This window comes from Nitrobacter sp. JJSN, from assembly GCF_051912485.1.
GTDB lineage: Bacteria > Pseudomonadota > Alphaproteobacteria > Rhizobiales > Xanthobacteraceae > Nitrobacter.
The window spans coordinates 2497195-2519567 of record NZ_CP196822.1; the positions used below are offsets into that span (position 1 = coordinate 2497195).

The 22373-nt window shown below is 62.3% G+C and carries 24 protein-coding genes and 1 pseudogene; 10 read left to right on the forward strand and 15 right to left on the reverse strand.

The genetic code is table 11. From position 1 onward, the window contains the following. Window positions 1–114: 114 nt before the first annotated feature. The 3 genes from ACSZOQ_RS12455 to ACSZOQ_RS12465 form a co-directional block, all read right to left on the reverse strand. Complete coding sequence (locus ACSZOQ_RS12455; RefSeq protein WP_439922818.1) at window positions 115–1860, reverse strand: hypothetical protein; 1746 nt, start codon at window positions 1858–1860, stop codon at window positions 115–117. A 173-nt stretch (window positions 1861–2033) separates the two neighbouring features. Next, window positions 2034–2666 carry a GNAT family N-acetyltransferase gene (locus tag ACSZOQ_RS12460; protein WP_439922819.1) on the reverse strand — a complete coding sequence of 211 codons (633 nt, stop codon included), beginning with the start codon at window positions 2664–2666 and terminating at the stop codon, window positions 2034–2036. A gap of 187 nt (window positions 2667–2853) precedes the next feature. Beyond that, a complete protein-coding gene (locus ACSZOQ_RS12465) occupies window positions 2854–3210 on the reverse strand; it encodes a hypothetical protein (protein ID WP_439922820.1) in 357 nt (118 codons plus the stop codon). A 264-nt stretch (window positions 3211–3474) separates the two neighbouring features. On the opposite strand from ACSZOQ_RS12465, the gene ACSZOQ_RS12470 reads away from it, so the two are divergent. Continuing rightward, entirely contained in the window at window positions 3475–3630 is a 156-nt protein-coding gene (locus ACSZOQ_RS12470) for a hypothetical protein (protein WP_439922821.1), read from the forward strand. 248 nt (window positions 3631–3878) lie between these two features. After that, a complete protein-coding gene (locus ACSZOQ_RS12475; protein ID WP_439922822.1) occupies window positions 3879–4691 on the forward strand; it encodes a PAS-domain containing protein in 813 nt (270 codons plus the stop codon). Window positions 4692–4762: 71 nt separating this feature from the next. On the opposite strand, the pseudogene ACSZOQ_RS12480 reads toward ACSZOQ_RS12475, so the two are convergent. Further along, window positions 4763–5516 (reverse strand): annotated as a pseudogene (locus ACSZOQ_RS12480) (COG4705 family protein). Between the two features lie 302 nt (window positions 5517–5818). Between ACSZOQ_RS12480 and ACSZOQ_RS12485 the strand changes: the two are divergent. The 6 genes from ACSZOQ_RS12485 (at window position 5819) to ACSZOQ_RS12510 (ending at window position 12273) form a co-directional block, all read left to right on the forward strand. Then, window positions 5819–6022, forward strand: a complete 204-nt coding sequence (locus ACSZOQ_RS12485) for a hypothetical protein (RefSeq protein WP_439926038.1) — start codon at window positions 5819–5821, stop codon at window positions 6020–6022. A 71-nt stretch (window positions 6023–6093) separates the two neighbouring features. Continuing rightward, window positions 6094–9258, forward strand: a complete 3165-nt coding sequence (gene uvrB / locus ACSZOQ_RS12490) for an excinuclease ABC subunit UvrB (protein WP_439922823.1) — start codon at window positions 6094–6096, stop codon at window positions 9256–9258. 194 nt (window positions 9259–9452) lie between these two features. Next, complete coding sequence (locus tag ACSZOQ_RS12495; protein ID WP_439922824.1) at window positions 9453–9944, forward strand: hypothetical protein; 492 nt, start codon at window positions 9453–9455, stop codon at window positions 9942–9944. Then, complete coding sequence (locus tag ACSZOQ_RS12500) at window positions 9937–11169, forward strand: HlyD family secretion protein (protein WP_439922825.1); 1233 nt, start codon at window positions 9937–9939, stop codon at window positions 11167–11169. The genes ACSZOQ_RS12495 and ACSZOQ_RS12500 overlap by 8 nt, the downstream gene beginning before the upstream one ends. A gap of 116 nt (window positions 11170–11285) precedes the next feature. Further along, window positions 11286–11633, forward strand: coding sequence for a hypothetical protein (locus ACSZOQ_RS12505; protein ID WP_439922826.1), 348 nt, complete (start codon window positions 11286–11288; stop codon window positions 11631–11633). A gap of 199 nt (window positions 11634–11832) precedes the next feature. Beyond that, the gene (locus ACSZOQ_RS12510) at window positions 11833–12273 is read left to right on the forward strand and encodes a hypothetical protein (RefSeq protein ID WP_439922827.1); all 441 of its coding nucleotides are present in this window, start codon (window positions 11833–11835) and stop codon (window positions 12271–12273) included. 172 nt (window positions 12274–12445) lie between these two features. Here the strand turns inward: ACSZOQ_RS12510 and ACSZOQ_RS12515 are convergent, their stop codons facing one another. The 5 genes from ACSZOQ_RS12515 to lgt form a co-directional block, all read right to left on the reverse strand. Further along, window positions 12446–13399, reverse strand: coding sequence for a ribose-phosphate pyrophosphokinase (locus ACSZOQ_RS12515; RefSeq protein ID WP_439922828.1), 954 nt, complete (start codon window positions 13397–13399; stop codon window positions 12446–12448). Between the two features lie 164 nt (window positions 13400–13563). Beyond that, entirely contained in the window at window positions 13564–14163 is a 600-nt protein-coding gene (locus tag ACSZOQ_RS12520; protein ID WP_439922829.1) for a hypothetical protein, read from the reverse strand. Between the two features lie 251 nt (window positions 14164–14414). Continuing rightward, window positions 14415–15185, reverse strand: coding sequence for a peptidoglycan editing factor PgeF (gene pgeF, locus ACSZOQ_RS12525; RefSeq protein WP_439922830.1), 771 nt, complete (start codon window positions 15183–15185; stop codon window positions 14415–14417). Beyond that, complete coding sequence (locus tag ACSZOQ_RS12530; RefSeq protein ID WP_439922831.1) at window positions 15182–16309, reverse strand: class I SAM-dependent methyltransferase; 1128 nt, start codon at window positions 16307–16309, stop codon at window positions 15182–15184. The genes pgeF and ACSZOQ_RS12530 overlap by 4 nt, the downstream gene beginning before the upstream one ends. Beyond that, window positions 16302–17177, reverse strand: a complete 876-nt coding sequence (gene lgt / locus ACSZOQ_RS12535; RefSeq protein ID WP_439922832.1) for a prolipoprotein diacylglyceryl transferase — start codon at window positions 17175–17177, stop codon at window positions 16302–16304. Before lgt ends, ACSZOQ_RS12530 begins: the two co-directional genes overlap by 8 nt. Window positions 17178–17388: 211 nt before the next feature. On the opposite strand from lgt, the gene ACSZOQ_RS12540 reads away from it, so the two are divergent. After that, window positions 17389–17643, forward strand: a complete 255-nt coding sequence (locus ACSZOQ_RS12540) for an accessory factor UbiK family protein (RefSeq protein ID WP_439922833.1) — start codon at window positions 17389–17391, stop codon at window positions 17641–17643. Between the two features lie 21 nt (window positions 17644–17664). On the opposite strand, the gene ACSZOQ_RS12545 is transcribed toward ACSZOQ_RS12540, so the two are convergent. The 3 genes from ACSZOQ_RS12545 to ACSZOQ_RS12555 form a co-directional block, all read right to left on the reverse strand. Further along, window positions 17665–17817, reverse strand: a complete 153-nt coding sequence (locus ACSZOQ_RS12545) for a hypothetical protein (protein ID WP_439922834.1) — start codon at window positions 17815–17817, stop codon at window positions 17665–17667. Window positions 17818–17938: 121 nt separating this feature from the next. Then, entirely contained in the window at window positions 17939–18421 is a 483-nt protein-coding gene (locus tag ACSZOQ_RS12550; protein ID WP_439922835.1) for a MaoC family dehydratase, read from the reverse strand. Window positions 18422–18424: 3 nt separating this feature from the next. Further along, window positions 18425–18877, reverse strand: coding sequence for a MaoC family dehydratase (locus tag ACSZOQ_RS12555; RefSeq protein ID WP_439922836.1), 453 nt, complete (start codon window positions 18875–18877; stop codon window positions 18425–18427). Window positions 18878–19038: 161 nt separating this feature from the next. Between ACSZOQ_RS12555 and ACSZOQ_RS12560 the strand changes: the two genes are divergently transcribed. After that, window positions 19039–19353: a DUF4282 domain-containing protein gene (locus tag ACSZOQ_RS12560; protein ID WP_439922837.1), complete on the forward strand. Its 315-nt coding sequence runs from the start codon at window positions 19039–19041 to the stop codon at window positions 19351–19353. Window positions 19354–19361: 8 nt separating this feature from the next. Here ACSZOQ_RS12560 and ychF read toward each other — a convergent pair whose 3' ends face one another. The 3 genes from ychF to ACSZOQ_RS12575 all read right to left on the reverse strand — a co-directional run bounded on the left by ychF (window position 19362) and on the right by ACSZOQ_RS12575 (window position 21943). Next, a complete protein-coding gene (gene ychF, locus ACSZOQ_RS12565; protein ID WP_439922838.1) occupies window positions 19362–20459 on the reverse strand; it encodes a redox-regulated ATPase YchF in 1098 nt (365 codons plus the stop codon). 146 nt (window positions 20460–20605) lie between these two features. Next, on the reverse strand, window positions 20606–21217 hold the full coding sequence (gene pth, locus ACSZOQ_RS12570) for an aminoacyl-tRNA hydrolase (protein ID WP_439922839.1): 612 nt from the start codon (window positions 21215–21217) through the stop codon (window positions 20606–20608). Window positions 21218–21232: 15 nt separating this feature from the next. Continuing rightward, complete coding sequence (locus tag ACSZOQ_RS12575; RefSeq protein WP_439922840.1) at window positions 21233–21943, reverse strand: 50S ribosomal protein L25/general stress protein Ctc; 711 nt, start codon at window positions 21941–21943, stop codon at window positions 21233–21235. Window positions 21944–22373: the final 430 nt, after the last annotated feature.

Below are 22373 nucleotides of genomic sequence, written 5' to 3' on the forward strand. Positions count from 1 at the left end.
GCAAAACGGCCGCCGACAACGGCGGCCGTTTTGCCCTGTGTGCGATCTCCGATTCAAACAAACGCTAAACGCAAGCTGCCTTTCAGCAGCGTTCGCCAGCACCACGTGCCTCCCTCAGCATCGAGCCGCGATGGATTCAGGGATGCGGCTAACTCTGGTCGCTCTCAACCGCTCCGCCGCAGCGCGATCATCATCCTCTGATCCTTTACGTAACCCAGCGGTACGCCAAGGCGCTTGACGGTTTGCGACCACCTTGCCACGGCTGTCCAGATCGCAGTTCATGTGGGTCGGCGCGATGAAAAAATCAGCGGTTTCCCAAACCCTCGTCCAGTGCAGATGGGGCTTGGCCTTCTTCAGGAACGCTGCACGCTCGCCGCAGAACGCAACTGTATAGACGTGATGCGCGTCGCTGCTCGCAACCGGTTCGGTCTTGGCGAGATAGGCTTCCAGCCCATCAACCGCTTCGGGCATGATCGTCGCCCAGTAATCGGTCGCATAGAGCCGCGATGCACCCGCGAGCCCGCCTACGAGCGGGTTATAGATAACATATTCATAAGGATGCAGCCGGCAGAGCGTGAGCGCGTTCCAGGAAAACCCAGCGGCGATCACCGCCAGCAGTCCCACCGCAACCGGCCGGTGCCAAGCCGCGACCCGCGCAATCACCGCATCCAACCCGACCCCGGCCAGCACTGCCATCGGCGGCAGCACGAACAGAAAGTGACGCAGGCCGCAAAATGCGGGGCCGTGCGCGATCGCCTCGCAGAACAGCGGAAAGAAAGCCGCGAACGCGATCAGCGCGACGTCGCGGCGGAAGCGGTCTGATGCCGCTTCCTGTGCGAGAACAGGAACAGCCGCGAACACCAACGCCAGCGCCGTTCCTGCCAGCATCAACAGGGGCACCTTGATGAGAAGATAGACCGGCACGTACCAGCGCGGCACCGTGGCCATGCGATAGATATGTCCGTCCAGCACGGTGCGGATGTCATAGCCGAAATCGCCGAAGCTGATGAGCCCTCGGATCGGATTGAGCGGCGCCAGCGCCGACCACGGCCAGGCGACGATCATGATCGCGTAGGCAATCAGGAAAGCTGGCATGAATCGCAGCAGCGATGCTGCCGTGAACGATATCGCGTCACGGGGCGCGCGGACGCGGTATGCGGGCGAATTGAGCGCGATCGCGACGGGGACATAGCAAACCAACAGGAGCGCCAGCACCTTGACGCCGAGTGCTGCGCCTGTCAGCACGCCGAAGCCCACGACATGACGAAGCCGCGGACGCGGCAGGTCGCGAGCCACCTGCGCCAGGAAGTAGATCGCGCCGGCCATCGCTGCGGCGAGCGGAATATCCTTGGTGTGGTGAAACATGGTGCCGTACCACGATCCGCACACCGCCAGCGCCACGCCAGTCAGAAATCCGGCGCGGGGGCCAGCGATCAGCCGCGCGGTGGCGAGCGCCGACCCGAGTCCCCCGACACCAATGGCGGCGCACATCAAGTGCCGCAGATCGAAGACATTGAGGGAAACAGCTTGGCCAAGCAGGACTGCAACAGAATCGAACAGCCCACCGTAGAGATAGAGATTATAGAGTTCGAAGAGCGAGCGATCGGCGAAACCGCTGCGATAGTAGGCGACGATCAACTCGCCATAGCGATGCTGTATCCATTCATCGTTGGTGACCGCATAGCCACGGAATGTGGTCAGGACGAGGATCGTCAGGATGGCAAGCAGGACGAGCGAACCGAGGTCGTACCAATCCCGCTCGGCGATCATGCGCAGTCCGCGCGGTGTCCTTGATCGGTCACCGGGTGGCGCGAGCGAACGCTCGATATTCCCCACCAGATCGCGAGCGACTTCAATCATGACGGAGGATCATCCTGCTGCACCGTCGCGCAGATGCGGCAACCAACGATTTCCGCGCCGCGCCCCGGCCCACACAGGTTTTGCTTTTGCCCGGACCAAGCAATTTTGGCAAGCGGCACGGCATGGAATGGGCCGTTTTCGACAAAAGACACACTGCGTGGCCTTGTCGAGTTCTACCGCGACGCAGGATGCGGACCCGCAGATGACAAAGGCTCTCGCGGCCTTTCATTAAGCTCGTAAGCGAGATGCGCCTTCACCGTCGGCCACTCGGCGGGAAGGATGCTGTAGACGACAGTGTCCCGCAGCGTTCCGTTCGGCGACATCTGGTGGTTGCGCAGGATGCCGTCCTGCCTGGCGCCAAGCCGCTCAATGCCGCGCCGGCTGACATGGTTGAAAACGTGGGTGCGGAATTCCACGGCGATGCAATCCAGCTTTTCGAAGGCGTGAGTGAGCAGCAACAGCTTGCACTGGGTGTTGACGGCGGTGCGCTGAACGCGCTTCGCATACCAAGTCGAGCCGATCTCGACGCGACGGCTCGCGACATCGACGTTCATGTAGGTGGTCATGCCCGCGATTCTGCCCTCGGCGTCCCGCACCGTGAACGGCAGCATGGTGCCCGAAGCTTGCAGCGACAGCCGCCGGTCGATCTCAGCCGCCATCTTCTCCGGCGCGGGAACGAAAGTGTACCAGATCTTCCAAAGCTCGCCGTCCCTTACCGCCTCAATGAGAGCGTCGCGGTGATCGTGTGACAGCGGCTCGAGCCGCGCATGAGCCCCTTCGAGCGTGACGGGCTGCAGCCAGGCCATGGTATTACTCCGTAACTTGTACCGTCATTGCGCGATCGCGACAAAATTTCCAAAGCCAATCTTACTCTTGGCGCCACGCCTCGTGAGGTCGGCAGCGAGAAAGGCGCGGACAGCCGGAAAAGGCGAACTATGGCGGAGGAACCTTAACAACCATTTCTGAAACCATCACTTCGAAAAAACTGCAGAATTACTTCCCGTTCTCCTTCGCGTTGTCTTTTCTGTCCTCCTTTGCCAGCGGCTGCGACTGTTTTTTCTGCGCTGTCTGAAATTCGACCACTGTTTTCTGCAGTTCCGCGGCCATGCTCTCCAGCGCCTCGATCCGCCGGTTGGCGGCATCGATCTTCCGCTGGCTGTCGATGACAAGTTTGCTGATGGTCCCTTGCAGGAAGTTGATGTTACTCTGCAGGCAGCTCGTTCTCCGCTCCATCTTCTTTTCGAAGGTACAGATCTCGATTCCGGGAACGTCCTGGGCTTGAGCCGCGCCAGAGCGCAGCACGCACGCAGTCGCGATCATCAGCACCCATGCAAAGCTTCGGCTGGTCATCGGCAACTCCCGTCTCAACAATGATTCCCGATCGATATTTTTGCAGAACGGCGCGCGGGGCGCGAGGGCTATCATGTCAACGCCGCAATTGCGGCGAAGCGACGCTGGTCTTCGAACGGCGATATCGGCCATGACGTGTCAAATGGCTTCATTGCAATGGCTTCGATTGGCTGCATGGAACCGCGATTTTATTGGAACGCAAGCGGAGCTCCTCTGTTGGTTCTGGCGAGCGTTCATCTCAGGGAAATAAAACGGAGATTCATGATGCAAAACCAGACGCCGAACCAGCAACGACAGAACCAAGATAAAAAGCCGGACCAGCAGGCTGACAGAAAGGCCGAAATCAAAAAGGCCGTAGAGCAAGATAAGCCTGACAAGACCAAGGGCCAGGAAAACACCGAATACAGCGGCGGCTCCTGAGAACGGCGCCGGATAAATTGGGCTCTGCGATAGCCCTGGCTCCAAAGAGCCAGGGCTATCCATGTAAAACATCGGCGACCTCAAATCCTCGACCGGGTTCCCCAACCCGACCGCATTTGATTTCAAATCGTCGCAAACGGATTCCACCACGTTAGACGCAGTTAACGCTGGTGATGAAAACATTGCCGGCAGTGCAGTCACTTATCATCGAAGCGGGCTTATCCTCGTTCACGTTACGAGAACAGGCAATGCGCTTCGACTGGCGAACGATAATTGGCCCGGCTCTCGCGACACTGGTGGCGATCACGTCCATCTTTGTCGATCGCAATATCATTGCCGTTTCCAATCCAGCAGCGCTCTATGTCTGTGTTGTCGCGCTTGCCGCATCGCTTAGTGGAATAACATCCGGCCTGCTCACCGCCGGTGTCGCTGTCGCTGCTTCCGCACTGTTCCTGGCAGGCCACGACGCGGCTCTCCCCGCTGCCCTTCCGACCCTTCTGCATCTGGTGCCGTTGGCCGTGGCCGCCGGTGGCACCGCGATGATCACGGGGTTGCTGCGCCGGCGGTTGGTGAATGCGCTTGGATGGCGCGAGCGGCACGCGACTGCCGCACGGCTTTCCGCCGCCCTCGATCAGATCGACATCGGTATCGTGCTGCTTGACGCGGACACCCGTGCGGAATTCATCAATCGCGCCTTCCGGAACTACTTCTCACTGCCGGACGAGAAGGCCGACGGCAAGCCGCCGTTCATCGCGTTGATGTATCACGGCCGCGACAACGGCGCGTTCGAATTGCCGGAAGACGAACTCAACCATTTCATCGCTGAACGCACCAAGTTAATGCGAGCGGGCGATCAGACGCCGATCAACATCAAGCTCAGGGACGGCCAGGTGCTGCGCTTCAGCTGCACGGCGCTGCCAGACGGCGGCCGGATGCTGAGCTACACCCCCGTGACCGATCTTGTTCGTCACACCGACGACCCGGCCGATGCCGACTATTACCGGTCGCTGCGTGGCGGCTCCCATCGCTCCCTGATCAATCATCTGCGCGCGGCGGAATGAAAGGCCGGCTCGTAAACTGCAACGCACATGGTCATCAAGCGCGAGCGGAAGCATAAAACCGCCTTCCGAAACTAAAGCGCCTGAGGGCTTTCGCCAGGATGCTGCCCAGCCCTTTGCGGCAACACCAGCAGGCAGACGACAATAAACGCCGCGAGAACCGCGGAGGCGGTGAAGCGGCTGAAATCAAGCCCGCCCTTGCTCAGGGGCTTGTCGAGCAGATCGCCGAGGGTTGCCCCAAGCGGCCGTGTCAGGATGAACGCACTCCAGAACAGCAGCGTGCGCGATACGTTCGTAAAGAAATAGGTAGCCGCGACCACCACCAGCGCCGCGTTCATAGCCGAATCCATTGGTGTCGGCCATCCAATCGCCGAGCGCCGTGCCCAATGTTTGAGAAAACAGGATCGCGCCCCAGTAGAACGTTTCGACCTTCGGCGTCGTCACCGTGGTCACCGCGAGCGACCCCTCGGAGCGGTACCACACATACAGCGACGCCATCAGCAGGGCGAACAGCGTCAGTGAACCACCGGCGTAGCCGATGCCAAGCGAACGATCGGCGAAATCGGCCATGGTGGTGCCGGCCGTCGTTGTAGCCACGATCACAGCCCAATACAGGAACGGCCGAAACGACGACGCGGCGATCTGCCAGGCCACCGCAGCAGCGAACAAGCCGATGAAGATGATGCTGCTGACAGCGTAACCCAGATTCATCGACATCGACACCGCGTCGCCCGCGGTCTCGCCGAGCGTGGTCGCCGCGACCTTAACAATCCAGAAGATCAGCGTGACTTCGGGCACCTTGCTGGCGGCACGTTCGACAATGCTCATGGATTGATCTTTCCGATGCGAGACTAGTTCTGCGCGAGGTGGGTCGCCTGACGGAATGACATGCCGCAAGGCGGATGATTTGACGGGCTCGATAGAAATATCTCAGGAGTTCGATCCGCGTCCCTACTCGTCACGGTCTTTTGATCCCGCGAATCGGGGCGCACAGCTGAGATTCGCCGCCGCCCCTGCGCCGTCAACCTCGCGCTGTTGCGGATTCGCAGGCTGTCGGATTTCACCTTCATCGATTCCGGGGATATGGTTCGACCCTCGATGAACCCGGCACGAAAAACCTCTTGGCCGTCATGACACATCAGATCGGACAGCAAATCACCCGCCGCCTCGTCTGTTCCGGTTGCGGAACGGAATTCGGCTGCGATCTGTCGGGGAACTGTTGGTGCGCCGAAGAGACGGCGCGGCTGCCGATGCCGACCCAAGGCAGCGACTGCCTGTGCCGGGATTGCCTGCGAAAGGCGGCCGCGGCTGGTTCATCCTCGCGGACGGCCTGAACCATTGCATCAGCGTGCATCCGTGGGACTACGCCCTTTCGTGCGGGTCGGACTCGCCCCATATTGGCGGCATGGCGAAGACTCCCGATCCCCCGAAACAACCCGGCAAACCGCCGAAATCCAAGGTTCCAAAATCCAAGGCGCCGAAATCGAAGGCACATCGTCCCGAGGTGCAGCCGATCGGGCCTGCGCTCGCGGAATTGCTCAATCCGGCGATTAACCGCGGCGACGCCGGCCTCGGGTCCGGCACCGGATTGCAGCCGCCACCGGACAATTCGTGGGACCGCCGCTCCGGTGGCGAGGCTGCGGCGCATCGCGCGCGCGCCTCGACGCGCGGCAAGAGCGATGCGACAGCGAAACGGGATGCCACGGGTTCACCCTCCCCTGGAGGAGGAGAGTCGTATGTCGAAGACATGCGGGGTGGGGTGACAGGCAGTTCACCCCCACCCGTCTCGCTTCGCTCGTCGACCTCTCCCCTCAAGGGGGAGGTGAAGAAAGGGAGTGGCTTCGAGGAAGCACCACAAGCAATTTACGGCACCGCCGCGACGATTCCGACGCTCGATCCGGAACTGGCGCGGCAGTTGGGCTTGCCGACCGCCGAGGATGACGACGAGGCGCTGGCGCGGCCGCCGCGCAACAAGATGGAAGGCCTCGGCGTCAAGGCGACGGCGGAGTCGCTGGAAGCGCTGCTGCGTGACGGCCGTCCCGAATTTCGCGGCGACGACGGCACGACAAAAGTGTGGACGCCGCACCGCCCGCCGCGCCCGGAGAAGAGCGAAGGCGGCGTCCGCTTCGAGATCAAGTCGGAATATCAACCGAAGGGCGATCAGCCCACCGCGATCAAGGAACTGGTCGAAGGCATCAACCGCAACGACCGCACCCAGGTGCTGCTCGGCGTTACCGGCTCCGGCAAGACCTACACCATGGCCAAGGTGATCGAGGCAACACAGCGCCCTGCTTTGATCCTCGCGCCGAACAAGACGCTGGCGGCGCAGCTCTACGGCGAGTTCAGGAACTTCTTCCCCGACAATGCGGTTGAATATTTCGTCTCGTATTACGACTACTATCAGCCGGAAGCCTACGTTCCCCGTACCGACACCTATATCGAGAAGGATTCCTCGATCAACGAGCAGATCGACCGCATGCGTCACGCGGCGACGCGGGCGCTGCTGGAGCGCGACGACGTCATCATCGTCGCTTCGGTGTCGTGCATCTACGGTATCGGCTCGGTCGAGACCTACACCGCAATGACGTTCGCGCTGAAGCGCGGCGAGCGCATCGATCAGCGCCAGCTCATCGCCGACCTCGTGGCACTGCAATACAAGCGCACTTCGGCCGACTTCACGCGTGGCACCTTCCGGGTGCGCGGCGACGTCATCGACATTTTCCCGGCGCACTACGAGGACCGTGCCTGGCGCGTCAACCTGTTCGGCGACGAGGTGGAGAGCATTGAAGAGTTCGATCCCCTCACCGGCCACAAGCAGGACGAACTGGAATTCATAAAAGTCTATTCCAACTCGCATTATGTGACGCCGCGCCCGACGCTGGTGCAGGCGATCAAGAGCATCAAGATCGAGCTGAAGCAGCGGCTCGATGAGTTGCACGCGCAAGGCCGCTTGCTGGAAGCGCAGCGGCTGGAGCAGCGCACCACCTTCGACCTCGAAATGATGGAAGCGACCGGAAGCTGCGCCGGCATCGAGAACTATTCGCGCTATCTCACGGGCCGCCGTCCCGGCGAGCCGCCGCCGACGCTGTTCGAATACGTCCCCGACAACGCGCTGGTGTTCGCCGACGAGAGCCACGTCAGCGTGCCGCAGATCGGCGGCATGTTCCGCGGCGACTTCCGCCGCAAGGCGACACTTGCCGAATACGGCTTCCGTCTGCCCTCCTGCATGGACAACCGCCCGCTGCGCTTCGAGGAATGGGACATGATGCGCCCGCAATCGGTCGCAGTATCCGCCACGCCGAGCGCTTGGGAGCTGAACGAAAGCGGCGGCGTGTTCGTCGAGCAGGTGATCCGCCCGACCGGCCTGATCGATCCGCCGGTCGACATCCGCCCTGCGCGCACGCAGGTCGACGATCTCGTCGGCGAGGTGCGCGCAACGGCTGCGAACGGCTATCGCTCGCTCGTCACCGTGCTGACCAAGCGCATGGCCGAAGACCTCACCGAATATCTGCACGAGCAGGGAATCCGTGTCAGATACATGCATTCGGACATCGACACCATTGAACGCATCGAGATCATCCGCGACCTCAGGTTAGGCGCGTTCGATGCGCTGGTCGGCATCAACCTGTTGCGCGAGGGCCTCGACATTCCCGAATGCGCGCTGGTCGCCATCCTCGACGCGGACAAGGAGGGATTCCTGCGCAGCGAGACCTCGCTAATCCAAACCATCGGCCGTGCCGCACGCAACGTCGATGGCCGGGTGATCCTCTATGCCGATCAGATCACGGGATCGATGCAACGCGCCATCGCCGAGACCGATCGTCGCCGCGAGAAGCAGGTGGAGTACAACACCGCCCACGGCATCACGCCGGAGAGCATCAAGAAATCCATCGGCGACATCCTCAACAGCGTCTACGAGCGCGACCATGTGCTGGTGGAGATCGGCGACGGCGGCATGGCGGATGACGCGATCGCGATCGGCCACAATTTCGAGGCAGTTCTCTCCGATCTGGAAACGCGGATGCGCGAGGCCGCCGCCGACCTGAACTTCGAGGAAGCGGCGCGGCTGCGCGACGAGGTCAAGCGGCTGCGCGCCACCGAACTTGCGGTGGTGGACGATCCCACCATCAAGCAGCGCGGCGTCGCGGCGAAGGCAGGCGCCTATACTGGCAAGAAGAAGTATGGCGACGCGGCGAACCTGCCGGCGCGTTTGGATAAAGCGGCGCAGGGCAAGCCGTCGAGTAAGTTCGGTAAGAAATCCCCCTCACCCTCCGCAGCGCGAGGCGCTGGTACTCCCTCTCCCCGCACGCGGGGAGAGGGTCGGGGTGAGGGGCAATCGCGCATCCACAAACCCGATCTCGATGAAATGGGCATCGCCACCTGGCATGAGGTCAAGCCCACCGGCACGCGACCGAAGCCGCGCAAACCGACGCTCGACGAAATGGGTCCGGGGACCGAGAGCAAGATTTTCCAGCCAACCAATTCGCGCGAGTCTGGCCCGGAATTCGGTCCGCGACCGCGCTCGACCGGCGGCACGCCGGGGAAGCGCGGTGGGTGGAAGCGAAAGTGACCGGGCGCCATCGGCCAAACGATCAGGAAAAGCTAAGCATGCGCTCGGCGTGACGGATTTCCACGCTGCGAAATGCCGTAGCTGATCGTACTTGCCAAATCCCAAGCCTGTGCAATGATGCCAACCTTCGGCAAATTCCGGATGTATGTTGAAGTTTGTTTTTCAGTTTGGTTGTTTCCCGAATGGAGGACCGCTTGAGCGAGTTGCTTCATCCAAGCGCGCCCCACGATCTTCCCTCTTTCATTACAGCGCCCGGTGACACGGACGTCTTGATGGTGGTGGTCGGCGTCATCCTGCTTGGAGCCGTTCTCGCGGTTGGCAATATCTATCTGCGGCTGCATACGCTGCCCGAGCGGATGGCGCACAAATCGCAGAAGCTGCAGTTCGAGATCGTCGCCGTTCTCGGCTTGCTGGCGCTGTTCACCCACATCCATTTGTTCTGGGTGGCGGGACTGTTGCTGGCGATGATCGACCTGCCGGACTTCAGCACCCCGCTGCGCAGCATCGCCGGCTCCGTGGCGACGATCGCCGGCACCCAGCCAGGTGCGGAGACGTCCCGGCCGCCACATGATATCACGGCCGATGACGCCGCCGACACAGCGGGCATGGCCAAACCAGACTTGGCGAAGCCGTCCGGCAAAGACAAGGGCGACGCCGGCGTGACCGGGGTGCAGGGCCATGCTTGAACTGCTGCTGTGCTCGCTGCTGACGATATTCCCCGATTATCTTTACCGGCGCTACGCGCAGGGAAAGCGGTTCGGCCGCGAGATCACGCTCTATTCCGTCTGGTTCGAGCTGAGGTGGGGCATCACCGCCTGTTTGATGCTCACGGTCGCCCTGATCACGGTGATCTTCTATTTCCATCCCTCGACGACAACGGCGACCCTGTACTTCAGGACCGTCCCGATCATTCCCGAGACGATTGGGCGGGTGGCCGAGGTTCATGCCGATTTCAGCGCGCCCTTGAAAAAAAACGACGTGATCTTCAGGCTCGACAGCACGAAGCAGGAAGCAGCGCTGGAAACCGCCCGGCGCAAGATCGCCGAGGTGGATGCCGAGCTGGGCGCTGCACAGATCGACGTCGTCAAGGCGGATGCCCAGATCCGGGAGGCCAAAAGCGCGTCCCAGCAGGCGTCCGATGAGCTCAACGTGAAGCGCGAACTGCAAAGGCGCAATCCGGGGATTGTCCCGCAGCGCGACATCGAGAAACTCGAGGTGCTGCTCGCAGGACGGGAGGGCGCCCTCGATGCGGCGAATGCCACCAAACAATCCGCGATGACCCGCGTGACGTCGCTTCTTCCCGCGGAGAAGGCCAGCGCCGAGGCGGCACTAGCGCAGGCGCAGGTCGATCTCGACAAGACCTATGTCCGCGCCGGCGTCGACGGGCGCGTTGAGCAGTTTTTGTTACGGCCCGGCGATGTCGTCAACCCGATGATGCGATCGGCGGGAATCCTGATCCCGGAGGGCTCGGGCAAACGGGTCCTGTCGGCGGGGTTCGGCCAGATCGAAGCGCAGGTGATGAAGGTCGGAATGGTGGCGGAGGCGACCTGCATTTCGAAACCGTGGACCATTATTCCGATGGTGATCACCAGCGTACAGGACTACATCGCGGCGGGTCAGTTCCGTGGCGGCGAGCAACTGGTCGAGGTGGGCCAGGCTGTGCGTCCAGGCTCGATTCTCGTCTTCCTCGAGCCGCTCTACAAAGGCGGCCTGGAGGGCATCACACCGGGAAGCAGTTGCATCGTCAACGCCTACACCAGCAACCACGACCAGATCGCTTCGAAGGATACCGGCCCATTCAAGCGTTTCGCGCTCCACGCCGTAGACGCCGTGGGGATCGTGCATGCCATGCTGTTGCGTATTCAGGCCCTCGTGCTTCCCGTCAAGACGCTGGTCATGAGCGGGCATTGAGACCGCTTTTCGATCTGGTGAGCCACAGCACGTCAGCATGATCCCGCGATTGCCCCTCCCCGCCGCGCCTGCTAGGGGATCACAAAATTCATCTTGCATAGCAGGGGGCCAAAACCGTGGCAGACGCCGATCTCGACGTCATCATCCGACGGCTTGCGAAGCAGCAGCACAAGAGCCTGACGGCGGCCGTGAAGGCTCGGCGCGCGCGCTATCTCGCCCTCGCCGCCAAGGCGAAGGAGGCCGCCGGCAAGCAGCGCTTGCAGCAGATGGCGAAACACGCGTTGGAGGAAGGCAGCGCGGCCGTGAAGCGGCTGCAAATGTCGGCCGACAACGCCGCTGACAGTTACGCACGCGCAATGCGGCGGGCCGTGGACATCCTCGCGGCGGCACCGGTCGCGGCGCCAAAAAAGGTGGCCAGCAAGGCAGCAAAATCGAAACCGGCAAAGCCGGCAAAAGCCCGATAGGCTCAAGTGTCGCGCCGCGACAGCCACCGTTTGATTCGGCACGGTGGGATACGACAGCCGGATCGTTTTCGGGGTATGAACGCGGCTCGCCGCAGATTGGCCCCGATGTTGTCAAAATCGGCAGCCCTGATGGGGCACTAGAAACTCGTCGTGCGGGGGGACATCCGCGCTCGCTCAACGCGAAACAGGGAACAAGCCGATGAACGCCACTCCAGCTACTCCAGCCACCCCATCTGAAGAAACCGAAACAAGCACGACCGAGGCCGATACGAATCTCGCCGCCGTCTCGGAAGTCGAAGCGGGTATCCGCGATTTCGTGCGCAACGATATTGCCTATCTGCGCCGGCCCGCCGCGGGCGCTCCGAACACCGATGCGAAGCTGGAGCCGGGCACGGAAGCGACGGTGAACAACGTCAACTCGCTGATCCAGCGAGTGGCCGGAACCTCGCTCGCTGAAATCGAGAACCTCGTGACTGAGTTGGAGAGCCTCCGCGACCTGCTGCATGCGGAAGGACAGCGCGTCCAGCGTGAAATCTCGGGCTATGCCCAGTTGAGTCAGGCCGCAATGAAGTCGACGCGGATGATCGCGGACAACGTCGCGCAATGGAAGCGCACCGCCGAGAACCTGCGTAACGACTAGCGTTACCGATTTTTCGAAGTTCGCGTCGCTAGGCCCCGCTTCTGATGGAATCAGAAGCGGGGCCTTAGTTTGTGTGACGCGTGTTCTTCGTGCGAACCGGGTCACCACTTCGCTCGAGAACGCTAAAGCGGCAGGCCTTGATGCGAACTTCGCTGTGTTTCCGCGAGAAAGTTCAGTCAAACAGGCTCGACACCGACTGTTCGGCGGCGGTGCGATTGATCGCTTCGCCAATCAATCCGGCGATCGACAGCAAGCGGATGTTGGCGGTCTTGTTGACGGCGTCGGTCGGCTGGATCGAGTCGGTAATGACCAGCTCTTTCAGTTTCGAACCGCCGATGCGCGCAGCGGCGCCGCCGGACAGCACACCGTGAGTGATGTAGGCATAGACGTCCTTCGCACCGTTGGCGATCAGCGCATCGGCGGCATTGACCAGTGTGCCGCCGGAATCGACGATGTCGTCGATCAGAATGCAGGTATAGCCCGCGACGTCGCCGATCACGTTCATGACCTCGGATTCGCCGGCGCGCTCGCGGCGCTTGTCGATGATCGCCAGCGGAGCATTGATGCGCTTGGCGAGGCCCCGCGCGCGCACAACGCCGCCGACGTCGGGTGACACCACCATCAGGCTGCCGAGATCGAACCGCTCCTTGATATCGCGGACCATCACCGGCGACGCGTAGAGGTTGTCGGTCGGAATGTCGAAGAAGCCCTGAATCTGCCCCGCATGCAGATCAACCGTCAGCACGCGATCCGTTCCGGCACGCGTGATCAGGTTGGCGACCAGCTTGGCCGAGATCGGCGAGCGCGAACCGACCTTGCGATCTTGCCGCGCGTAGCCGAAGTAGGGAATCACGGCGGTAATCCGGCGCGCCGAAGCGCGGCGCAGCGCGTCGGTGATGATCAAAAGCTCCATGAGATGATCGTTGGTCGGAAAGGACGTCGACTGGATCACGTACACGTCCGAGCCGCGTACGTTCTCAAGCACTTCCACGAAGATTTCGTTGTCAGCGAAGCGCCGCACGCTGGCTTTGGTGAGTTCAAGCCCGAGCCATTTGGCGATTTCCCTCGCCAGCGCCGGGTTGGCGTTGCCCGCAACCAGCTTGACGGCGCCGTTTTTGGCGGACATCGACGCTTCTCCCCGCGATGTGGTGGATACAACGTTCAACATCCTGACTCCACAGAACCTCTCCGATCCCGACGGAGGCGGTGTATCAAGGAGTAGCCAACTCTGGCAATACGCGGCTCGCGGATTCCGGCGTAAAATCCGGCATTTCCGGCGTAAACGATAGCTTAATGCGCGGCAAAACCGAGCGCGCTCACCGGGACGCCGGACGTCCGCGAAAAATCGTCCGCGCTGGCGACCGCGGGGCCGCTGGACGGCGGTGGCGCCGGTTCCACCTCGGGCGGAGCGGCGCCGTTCACCATACTGCTCAATCCGCTCAGCCCGGCCTGCGCGATCTTGCGCAGCGTGAGATCGTCGGCGGCGGCCCACGCATCGCGGACGGCCTTGCCGCCGGGCTCCGAGCCGCTCAGGCGCAGCGCGCGGTTCTGATTGCGATCGTAGACGTCGAAGACCCAGGCGATAGTGGTACGGCCACGGCTGACCTCGGCAGCGAGATAGCCGCGCACGCGATAGGTGGCTGAAGTCTCCCGCGGCACGATGGCGAGATTGCGAAGCTGCGATTCGGAATTGAGGATGTTGACGAGGCGGTCGAACACCTGCGGCGGCGGTCCATCGACGGACTCGAACGTGACGGTCGCTCCGCTGCCAGCCTGCGCGAACGATTCGCTGCCGTTGCCGCCGCCAGCGCAACCGGCCAGTGCGCACAGCGCCGCCAGAAGCACGACGGCGCGGATAGACCGCCCTACGCCAGAACTCTTAAAAGGCATTCGCCGACGTCCCTGTTCCGTCGAGCGATATCGTTAAAATGCGTTAAGGTCTAGCGCGTATTCCGCAAAAGTGGATACCGGTTTTGCGATCAGAATACGCGCAAGTTATTGATCGAGAGCATTTTCTTACGGCCAACCGGATTCCACTTAGCCGGAAAATGCTCTAGGCGGAGCGTTCGGGTGGCGCAAAGAATCCGCTTGCCGGCACCGACGTTCTGATTCCGTTCGGCTGTCGCGTCCGGCCCGCTTAATCACTCGTTTTCCAGCACGATGGCATGGACATGACGACCGAAATCCGGCTCCTTGCGATGCACCGAGCGACGGTAGCTGAAGAAACGCCCGTCGGCATAGGTATCGATGCCGGTATCGTCGATCGTCATTACGCCTGCGCGCTCCAGCCGCATCCGGATGAAGCCACCGAGATCGAACAGGGCATGGCCGTCGCGCACCGACGGAACGAAAAACCGTGCATGGCCCGGATCGGCCTCTGTGAATCGTGCCACGAATTCGGCGCCGACCTCGTAGCTTTGCTGCCGGATCAGCGGACCGACAGCGGCGGCAATGTCGCCGCGCCGGCTGCCGAGCGTTTCCATCGCATCGACGGTCTTTTCCAGCACGCCGGTGAGCGCGCCCTTCCAGCCGGCATGCGCGGCGCCGATGACGCGGACCCGCGGATCGACGAACAGGACGGGGCCGCAGTCGGCCGCGGTGACGCCGATCGCAAGCCCCGGCGTTTTCGTGACGATGGCGTCAGCTCGGGGCCGCGATGCGGCGTCCCAGGCCCCGTCAGCGATCACGGCGTCGGGCGAGTGGACCTGGTAGAGGGAGAGAAAATTCGACGGCGAAACCCCCATGATCTCGGCCATGCGCCGCCGGTTCTCGACGACATGAACTGGGTCGTCCTGCGAGCCGATGCCGGCATTCAGGCTGTTGTAGATGCCTTGCGAGACGCCGCCCTCGCGGGTGAAAAAGGCGTGCCGCAGGCCGGAAACAGCCGAGAGCAGAGAGGATGCGAGTGTCATGGTGCCCCGATCCCGCCGCGCCGTTCCTGATCGCTCAGCCCCACCAGCTCGGTGAGGCTGGAATCGGAGACGCCGATCACCTTGAACATCGATCCCATGCCGCCGCGGCCGCCTTCGGTCAGGCGTTTCAGCGCCGTCGCGATGTTCTCGGAAACTTCAGGGTTAGCCTTCGCCATCAGGCTGACGGCGCGGGCCTCGATGCCGAGCCGTTGCAGGAATCCTCCTTGCGTCACCGGTCCGTGCACGCGGGCGCCGACATCCTCGGCGGCGCGGGCGAGCGCCTGAAAGTCGACGTGGGCGGTAACGTCGGCCTGACCGGGATATTTCAGCGGGTCCGCGAAGCTGTGTCCCACGATGGCCTGGAAGGTATCGCCAGCATCGCTGCGCACATGACCGTAGTCGATGATCAGCGCGGCGCCGCCTTGATCGCGGACACGGGTTGCGATGGACATGATCTCGGCGTCCGGCCGCCACTCGAAAATGGCCCCAACCGGCGCCGCGCGCACCAGCGGTGGCAACAGCGCGTCGAACCGCAGCACTGGCGCCACGGTCGTTCCGAACACCAGTTGACCGTTGCCGTCGATATCGACGACGCGCTCGTGCCAGCCGTCGTCACGCTTGACCATCTGATGAACCGGAAGCACGTCGAAATATTCGTTGGCGAGAATGATCGCCGGTCCCTGCGGCACCTCGTCGAGGCTCGCGTGCCACTGGATATTCCGCGCGCCGGACAAAGTTGCCTTCTGCTTCTCCCGCAGCACCGGATTGATCTCGACCAGGTGGACGCTGAGCGCTTCATACATCGGCGGCAGCACGCGTAGCGCACGCAGCGCATCCGCCATCATGGTACCGCGACCGGGACCGAGTTCGATCAGCCGCAGCGTGGCCGGTGAGCCCATCGTGCGCCACACCGACGCGGCCCACAATCCGAGCAGTTCACCGAACATCTGACTGACTTCGGGGGATGTGATGAAGTCGCCCTCGCGCCCGAGCGGATCGCGCGAGATGTAGTAACCGTGTTCGGGATGGGTCAGGCAAAGCTGCATGTAACGCCAGACCGGCAGCGGGCCAGATGTCTTGATCAGCTTTTTGATATCGGCCAGCAGCGGAGAAGCTTCAGTCACGATCAGCCTTGGTTGAAACGCCCGGGTTCGAAATCGTTTGTGCGCCTGACGCTCGCGGGCCGCGCGACCAGGCGGCATACGTAACGGCAAGTCCGGCAATAAACATCGGTACCGACAATAGCATTCCCATGGTCAATCCGCCCCACAGAAATCCGAGCTGTGGATCTGGCTCGCGAAAGAATTCGCCAGTAATGCGCGCCATCGCGTACAGCGTGATGAAGCTGCCAAGAACGAGGCCCGGCCGCTTCAGCGCGCCGCCCCGGATCATCAGCGCGAGGACCGTGAACAGCACGAGGCCCTCGAGCGTGGCCTCGTAAAGCTGGCTCGGATGGCGCGGCAGCGGGCCGCCGTTGGGAAACACCATGGCCCACGGCAGGTTCGGATCCGCCGGGCGGCCCCACAATTCGCTGTTGATGAAGTTGGCGATGCGGCCGAGGAACAGGCCGATCGGCCCGACCGCGGTGGCGACGTCGCCGAGCGACAGGATCGGCAGCTCGTGTTTCCGGCAGAACAGGATCACCGCCACCACGCAGCCCATGAAGCCGCCGTGGAACGACATGCCACCCTTCCAGAGCTCGAAGATCTCGGCGGGATGGCGGATGAAGAAATCCAGGTTGTAGAACAGCACATAGCCAACGCGGCCGCCGAGAATGATGCCGATCGTTACCCACAGGATAAAGTCGTCGAGCTGCAGCACCGAGATCGGCGCCGGCCCGCCCCAAAGCTTCTCGCTTTTGAGCAACGCCCGCGCATAGAGCCAGCCGAGCGTAATGCCGCCAATATAGGCCAGCGCATACCAGCGGATCGCGATCGGGCCGAGCGAGATGGCGACCGGATCGAAGACGGGGTAGGTGATGAGGAGAAACATCGGTTGTCGTTCCACCCAGGGCGTCATGCCAGCGCTTGTCGCGGGCATCCACGTCTTGAATGATCCCGTCACGATTGCAAGGAAATCCGGCACTGACAAGGCTTTGCGGCCTGGTCGGGCGATCAAGCGGGCTTGAACTGCCGTGCCCAAATCGCCATTGTCTGATCGTGAGGCATGGTGGCGATCCAGCCGCCAGCCGGGAGGGAGTAAGATGACCCAGACCAGCAACCGGCTTTTCGACGAGATTGGGCGGCTGATGAACGACGCGGCCGGCGCGGCGCAAGGGGTCAAGCGCGAGGTCGATGCGGTGGTCCGCAATCAGGCCGAGAAGATCATGCGCGATCTCGATATCGTCAAGCGCGAGGAGTTCGAGGCCGTGAAGGAGATGGCGCGACTCGCGCGTGAGGACAACGAAGCACTAAAGGCGCGCGTCGCGGCGCTCGAGGCCAAGCTCGGCGGTGGCTGACCGGCTCACTTTTCAGGCTGCTCAGCGAACCGCAATGTGTGTGGCTACGGCATTCTCCAGCGAATACACGCCGTCGGCATAACCCTTCACCACCGTCCACGTCGCCGCCGTCACAGCCAGCGTCACGGTCGCGAAAAGAATGCCGACGATCTTCAATCCGGCGCGGTCCGCCATAGCCGTCCCCTTGCCCCTTAAGTGGCTCGACAAGACCGCCTGAGGGTTCACAATTCCTTAACAGGGCGCCGGTTTCTTGAAGAAAATCCGGCTGAAACCGAGACCCGCCGGTTTGGAACCGTCAGTTCTGCGGATCTCGGCGCGGTACGAAAACCGACGCCAGAAAGGAAAATACCAGCTCGCCGCGCTGGTTGGTGCCGGTGTTGCGCATTTGCATGACACCCCATTCCGGCCGCGAGCGGGAGGCTCTGAGCGACTCGACCTCGCTGGCGTAGCAGACGGTGTCGCCCGCCAGTACCGGCTTCAGCCAGCGCAGGTCGCGAAACCCCGGTGACGGTCCCCACATAGCAGGCTTCTCGCCGCGCGCCGCGGCTACCGCCGCCTCGCGCTGACCGTCCGCCACCGCCAGCTTCATCCAAACCGAAGCGACATGCCAGCCGGAGGCCGCCAGACCGCCGAACAGCGATTTGCGGCCCTCCTCCTCATCGAGATGAAACGGCTGTGGGTCGAATTGCGACGCGAAGGTCTTGATGAGTTCCGCGGTGAAAGTAAATGACCCGAGATCGCGATGCTCTCCGATCTTCTTGTCTTCGAAATAGCCCATGAGTTAGCTCAGCGCCGCACGGCGCCCGATGATGATCGGCGACACCGCCTCAAGCAACACCTGCCCGGAAGCATTGCGCACGCGCATCGCGAAGGTCACGATGCCCATCTCCGGGCGGCTGCGCGACACCCGCGCCGCGGCAACGTCGACATCCAGCATCAGATCATCGCCGGGGCGCAACGGCGACAGCCAGCGGACTTCATCGACACCGGGAGAACCGAGCGACGCGGTCTGTCCGATATAGCCGTCGAACATCATGCGCATCATGAGCGAACATAAATGCCATCCCGACCCCGACAGCCCGCGCAGCATGGTGTGCTTGGCCGCCTCCTCATCGAGGTGCATGGGCTGCGGATCGAACTCCGACGCGAATGCGATGATTTCGTCACGACTGACATGCCGCGGTCCGAATGTGCCGAAACGGCCGACGGGAAAATCTTCAAATACCAGGGTCATGGTGAGACCTGTTGAAGGGGCGGCCCGATTGTGGCCGTTATTTGCAGCAATCTCAACCCGTGCGCCGGCATGACGCGGCTGCGATCTTGCCCGGAACGGTCCGTCGGGTGACGTGCCCTCCGGCCTATGATGGCGGCGCGGCGCGCGAGGGGGAGCGGCAGATGTTTGAATTCCGGGATCTGTTTCAGTGGGATCGCTTCATCACGCCCACGATCATCAAGATATTCTATTTGCTGGTCATGGTCCTGATTATTCTATCGGGATTGTCCGGCATCTTCGCGGGCCTCACTGCGATGGCCGTCAGTCCGTTCGGCGGCTTCATCACGATTCTTCTCAACGTCGCCGGCGTCCTGGTCGGCATCGTATTTTCGCGCATTGCCGCGGAATGTATCCTGATCGTGTTCCGCATCAACGAGCACCTAGGCGCGATCCGCGATCAGGGCGCGACGAGGTCAGGTATGCCCCGTTCAAATTGAACCGCCCGCTAGGTGTTGAACCGGAAATGCATGACGTCGCCGTCGGCGACCACATACTCTTTTCCCTCCAGCCGCAGCTTGCCGGCGTCGCGCGCGCCGGCTTCGCCGTTCAACGCAACGTAGTCGTCGTAGGCAATCGTCTCGGCGCGGATGAAACCTTTTTCGAAGTCGGTGTGAATGACGCCTGCCGCACCTGGGGCCTTGGTGCCCTTGGTGATGGTCCAGGCGCGCGCTTCCTTCGGGCCTACCGTGAAATAGGTGATGAGATGAAGCAGATCGTAGCCGGCGCGGATCAGGCGGTCGAGACCCGCCTCTTCCAGCCCCAGCGTTTCAAGGAAATCGACACGCTCCTCGCGCGACAGCGTCGCGATCTCGGATTCGATCTTCGCTGAAATCGCCACCGCGACCGCGCCCTCCTTCGCCGCATGGTCGAACACGGCTTGCGAGAAGGCGTTGCCGCTCGCCGCCGAGCCTTCCTCGACGTTGCAGACGTAGAGCACCGGCTTTGAGGTCAGCAGTCCAAGCATGCGGAAATTGCGTTCTTCCTCAGGCTTGCGTTCCATGCCGCGCGTCGGCTTGCCGTCGCGCAGGAGCTTGAGCGCGCGCTCGACCAGATCGAGCTGCTCCTTGGCTTCCTTGTCGTTGCCCTTGGCCTTTTTCGAAAGAGTATCGACGCGCTTCTCGAGGCTTTCAAGATCGGCGAGCATCAGTTCGGTCTCGATGGTCTCGATGTCCGCGAGCGGCGCGATTTTGCCTTCGACATGCGTGATGTCGGAATCCTCAAAGCAGCGCACCACATGCGCGACCGCATCGACCTCGCGGATGTTGGCGAGAAACTGGTTGCCGAGACCTTCACCTTTGGAGGCGCCGCGCACCAGACCGGCGATGTCCACGAACGTCAGTTGCGTCGGAATGATCTGCGCCGATTTGGCAATCGCCGCGAGGCGGTCGAGGCGCGAATCCGGCACCGCCACGGCGCCGACATTGGGCTCGATGGTGCAGAACGGATAATTCGCCGCCTGCGCCGCCGCCGTCTCCGTCAACGCGTTGAACAGGGTCGACTTGCCGACATTGGGCAATCCGACGATACCGCATTTGAATCCCATTGCATCCTCAGCGTCTCTTGATCGTCATTGCGAAGCGCGCGACAAAATCGGCTCTTGCCAATTTTGCGCGGAGCGAGGCATCCAGCGCCACAGTATTCAGGCTGGATTGCTTCAGCGCTCAACACCTCACAATGGCGTTTCATCCTTCACTTGGCGCCCTCGGCACCACTGTCGTTCTCGACGAATCCCTTCGCTTGCATCGCGAGATGCACCTTGTTCTGAAACGCCGAATCCCTGGCTGCAACAAGCAGCGCCGCGTTTTCCGCCACGATATCCACCAGCGCCTCGACCCATGGCCGCTCGCTCTTGGCGAAATCGTTCAGCACATGCGCATGCACCAGTTCCTTGACGCCGGGGTGACCGACGCCGAGCCGGACGCGGCGATACTCGTTGCCGATATGCGCCGAAATCGATCGCAAGCCGTTGTGTCCGGCAATGCCGCCGCCGACCTTGACGCGGACTTTGGCCGGGGGGAGTTCAATCTCGTCGTGAAACACCACGACGTCACTCTCCGTCAGCTTGAAGAATTGAGCGGCGTCCTGAACGGCGTTGCCGGAGTTGTTCATGTAGGTCGTAGGCTTGAGCAGAATGACACGTTCCTGATCGAGCGTGCCTTCGGAAGCCTCGCCCTGAAAGCGACGGCGCCACGGTGCGAAACCGTGACGCCGCGCGATCTCGTCCACGACCATGAACCCGATGTTGTGCCGGTTGCCTTGATACTTCGTGCCGGGATTTCCCAGTCCGACGAACAGGCGCATGATACGGGTTATCGCCTACTTTTTCTTGTCGCCACCGCCTGCGGGCGCCTTCGCGGCGGCCGCGCCGCCAGCAGCCGCGCCTGCCGCGGGAGCTGCGCCTGCCGCGGGAGCCGCGGTGCCGGCCGCAGCCGCAGCGGCAGCAGCCTTGAGTTCTTCCGCGTAACCTGACGGCGGCACGATGGTCACCAGCGTGATGTCCTCTCGCGCCAGCGGCTTCACGCCGGGCGGCAGCTTGACGTCGGACAGATGCAGCGAGTGACTGATTTCCAGTCCGCCGACGTCGGCCTCGATAAACTGCGGAATGTTATCAGCCGCGCACTCGACATCGATAGCGTGGGTCACGAGGTTGACGGTGCCGCCGCGCTTCACACCCGGCGCGACCTCCGCCTTCAGCAAGCGAAGGGGAATGCTGACGCGAATGGTAGCGCCTTCGCCGAGCCGCATGAAGTCCACGTGGATCGGAAAATCCTTGACCGGATCGAGATGGAAGTCGCGCGGAATAACACGATGCTTCGTGCCCTCCAGGTCGACGTCAAAGATCGTGGTCAGGAAACGGCCTGCCAGAATGCGCTGACGCAGTTCTGCTTCTTCGACCGAGATCGGCTGCGGGGGCTGGTTGTTTCCATAGATCACACCGGGCACTCGGCCGGCGCGACGCTCTGCCCGGGCGGCCCCCTTGCCGCTCTTCGGACGCGCGGTCGCCTTCAATTCCTTGACGGTCGCCATCGATTTAGTCCTTGCTTTTCAAAAAGTTAAAGGCCGCAATCGCGGCCATTGCACGTCACCGGCAAGCCTCCAGGGGTGCGGGGGCCGTGAGACGTGGCGGCGTTCTAACCGTAAACGCCCGAAATAACAAGGAAATGGGCTGGATTTTTCTGCTCTCCGGCTATCGCGTGAGGCCGCGGTCAGACGCCAAGGACAACAGGCCGCGACGAGACACCGCCTGGCGCGAGGCCCAAACCTTCTCGAGATAAATTTCGAAGGCGATGCGATTGATTGCTCCGTCGAGCGCGAAAGAACGCGGCCATGCGGCGCGCCGACCATCAGCCGCTCGTCTCGCGACCTTGGAAATCGTTCGTCTCGTGAAACCCCATTCAATCAGATCGGATCATGCGAGACTCGCGACAAGCGAGTCCGGACCGCAGGACTCGCACAA

Coding starts and splice junctions, on each gene's coding strand:
- ACSZOQ_RS12515 (WP_439922828.1), bottom strand. CDS start 13,399: ATGTCCGCCAAAAACGGCGCCGTCAAGCTGGTTGCGGGCAACGCCAAC.
- uvrB (WP_439922823.1), top strand. CDS start 6,094: ATGGCGAAGACTCCCGATCCCCCGAAACAACCCGGCAAACCGCCGAAA.
- pth (WP_439922839.1), bottom strand. CDS start 21,217: ATGCGCCTGTTCGTCGGACTGGGAAATCCCGGCACGAAGTATCAAGGC.
- ACSZOQ_RS12575 (WP_439922840.1), bottom strand. CDS start 21,943: ATGGCGACCGTCAAGGAATTGAAGGCGACCGCGCGTCCGAAGAGCGGC.
- ACSZOQ_RS12500 (WP_439922825.1), top strand. CDS start 9,937: ATGCTTGAACTGCTGCTGTGCTCGCTGCTGACGATATTCCCCGATTAT.
- ACSZOQ_RS12465 (WP_439922820.1), bottom strand. CDS start 3,210: ATGACCAGCCGAAGCTTTGCATGGGTGCTGATGATCGCGACTGCGTGC.
- pgeF (WP_439922830.1), bottom strand. CDS start 15,185: ATGACACTCGCATCCTCTCTGCTCTCGGCTGTTTCCGGCCTGCGGCAC.
- ACSZOQ_RS12475 (WP_439922822.1), top strand. CDS start 3,879: ATGCGCTTCGACTGGCGAACGATAATTGGCCCGGCTCTCGCGACACTG.
- ACSZOQ_RS12510 (WP_439922827.1), top strand. CDS start 11,833: ATGAACGCCACTCCAGCTACTCCAGCCACCCCATCTGAAGAAACCGAA.
- lgt (WP_439922832.1), bottom strand. CDS start 17,177: ATGTTTCTCCTCATCACCTACCCCGTCTTCGATCCGGTCGCCATCTCG.
- ACSZOQ_RS12540 (WP_439922833.1), top strand. CDS start 17,389: ATGACCCAGACCAGCAACCGGCTTTTCGACGAGATTGGGCGGCTGATG.
- ACSZOQ_RS12460 (WP_439922819.1), bottom strand. CDS start 2,666: ATGGCCTGGCTGCAGCCCGTCACGCTCGAAGGGGCTCATGCGCGGCTC.
- ACSZOQ_RS12485 (WP_439926038.1), top strand. CDS start 5,819: ATGACACATCAGATCGGACAGCAAATCACCCGCCGCCTCGTCTGTTCC.
- ACSZOQ_RS12455 (WP_439922818.1), bottom strand. CDS start 1,860: ATGATTGAAGTCGCTCGCGATCTGGTGGGGAATATCGAGCGTTCGCTC.
- ACSZOQ_RS12545 (WP_439922834.1), bottom strand. CDS start 17,817: ATGGCGGACCGCGCCGGATTGAAGATCGTCGGCATTCTTTTCGCGACC.
- ACSZOQ_RS12560 (WP_439922837.1), top strand. CDS start 19,039: ATGTTTGAATTCCGGGATCTGTTTCAGTGGGATCGCTTCATCACGCCC.
- ACSZOQ_RS12470 (WP_439922821.1), top strand. CDS start 3,475: ATGCAAAACCAGACGCCGAACCAGCAACGACAGAACCAAGATAAAAAG.
- ACSZOQ_RS12555 (WP_439922836.1), bottom strand. CDS start 18,877: ATGACCCTGGTATTTGAAGATTTTCCCGTCGGCCGTTTCGGCACATTC.
- ACSZOQ_RS12550 (WP_439922835.1), bottom strand. CDS start 18,421: ATGGGCTATTTCGAAGACAAGAAGATCGGAGAGCATCGCGATCTCGGG.
- ACSZOQ_RS12520 (WP_439922829.1), bottom strand. CDS start 14,163: ATGCCTTTTAAGAGTTCTGGCGTAGGGCGGTCTATCCGCGCCGTCGTG.
- ychF (WP_439922838.1), bottom strand. CDS start 20,459: ATGGGATTCAAATGCGGTATCGTCGGATTGCCCAATGTCGGCAAGTCG.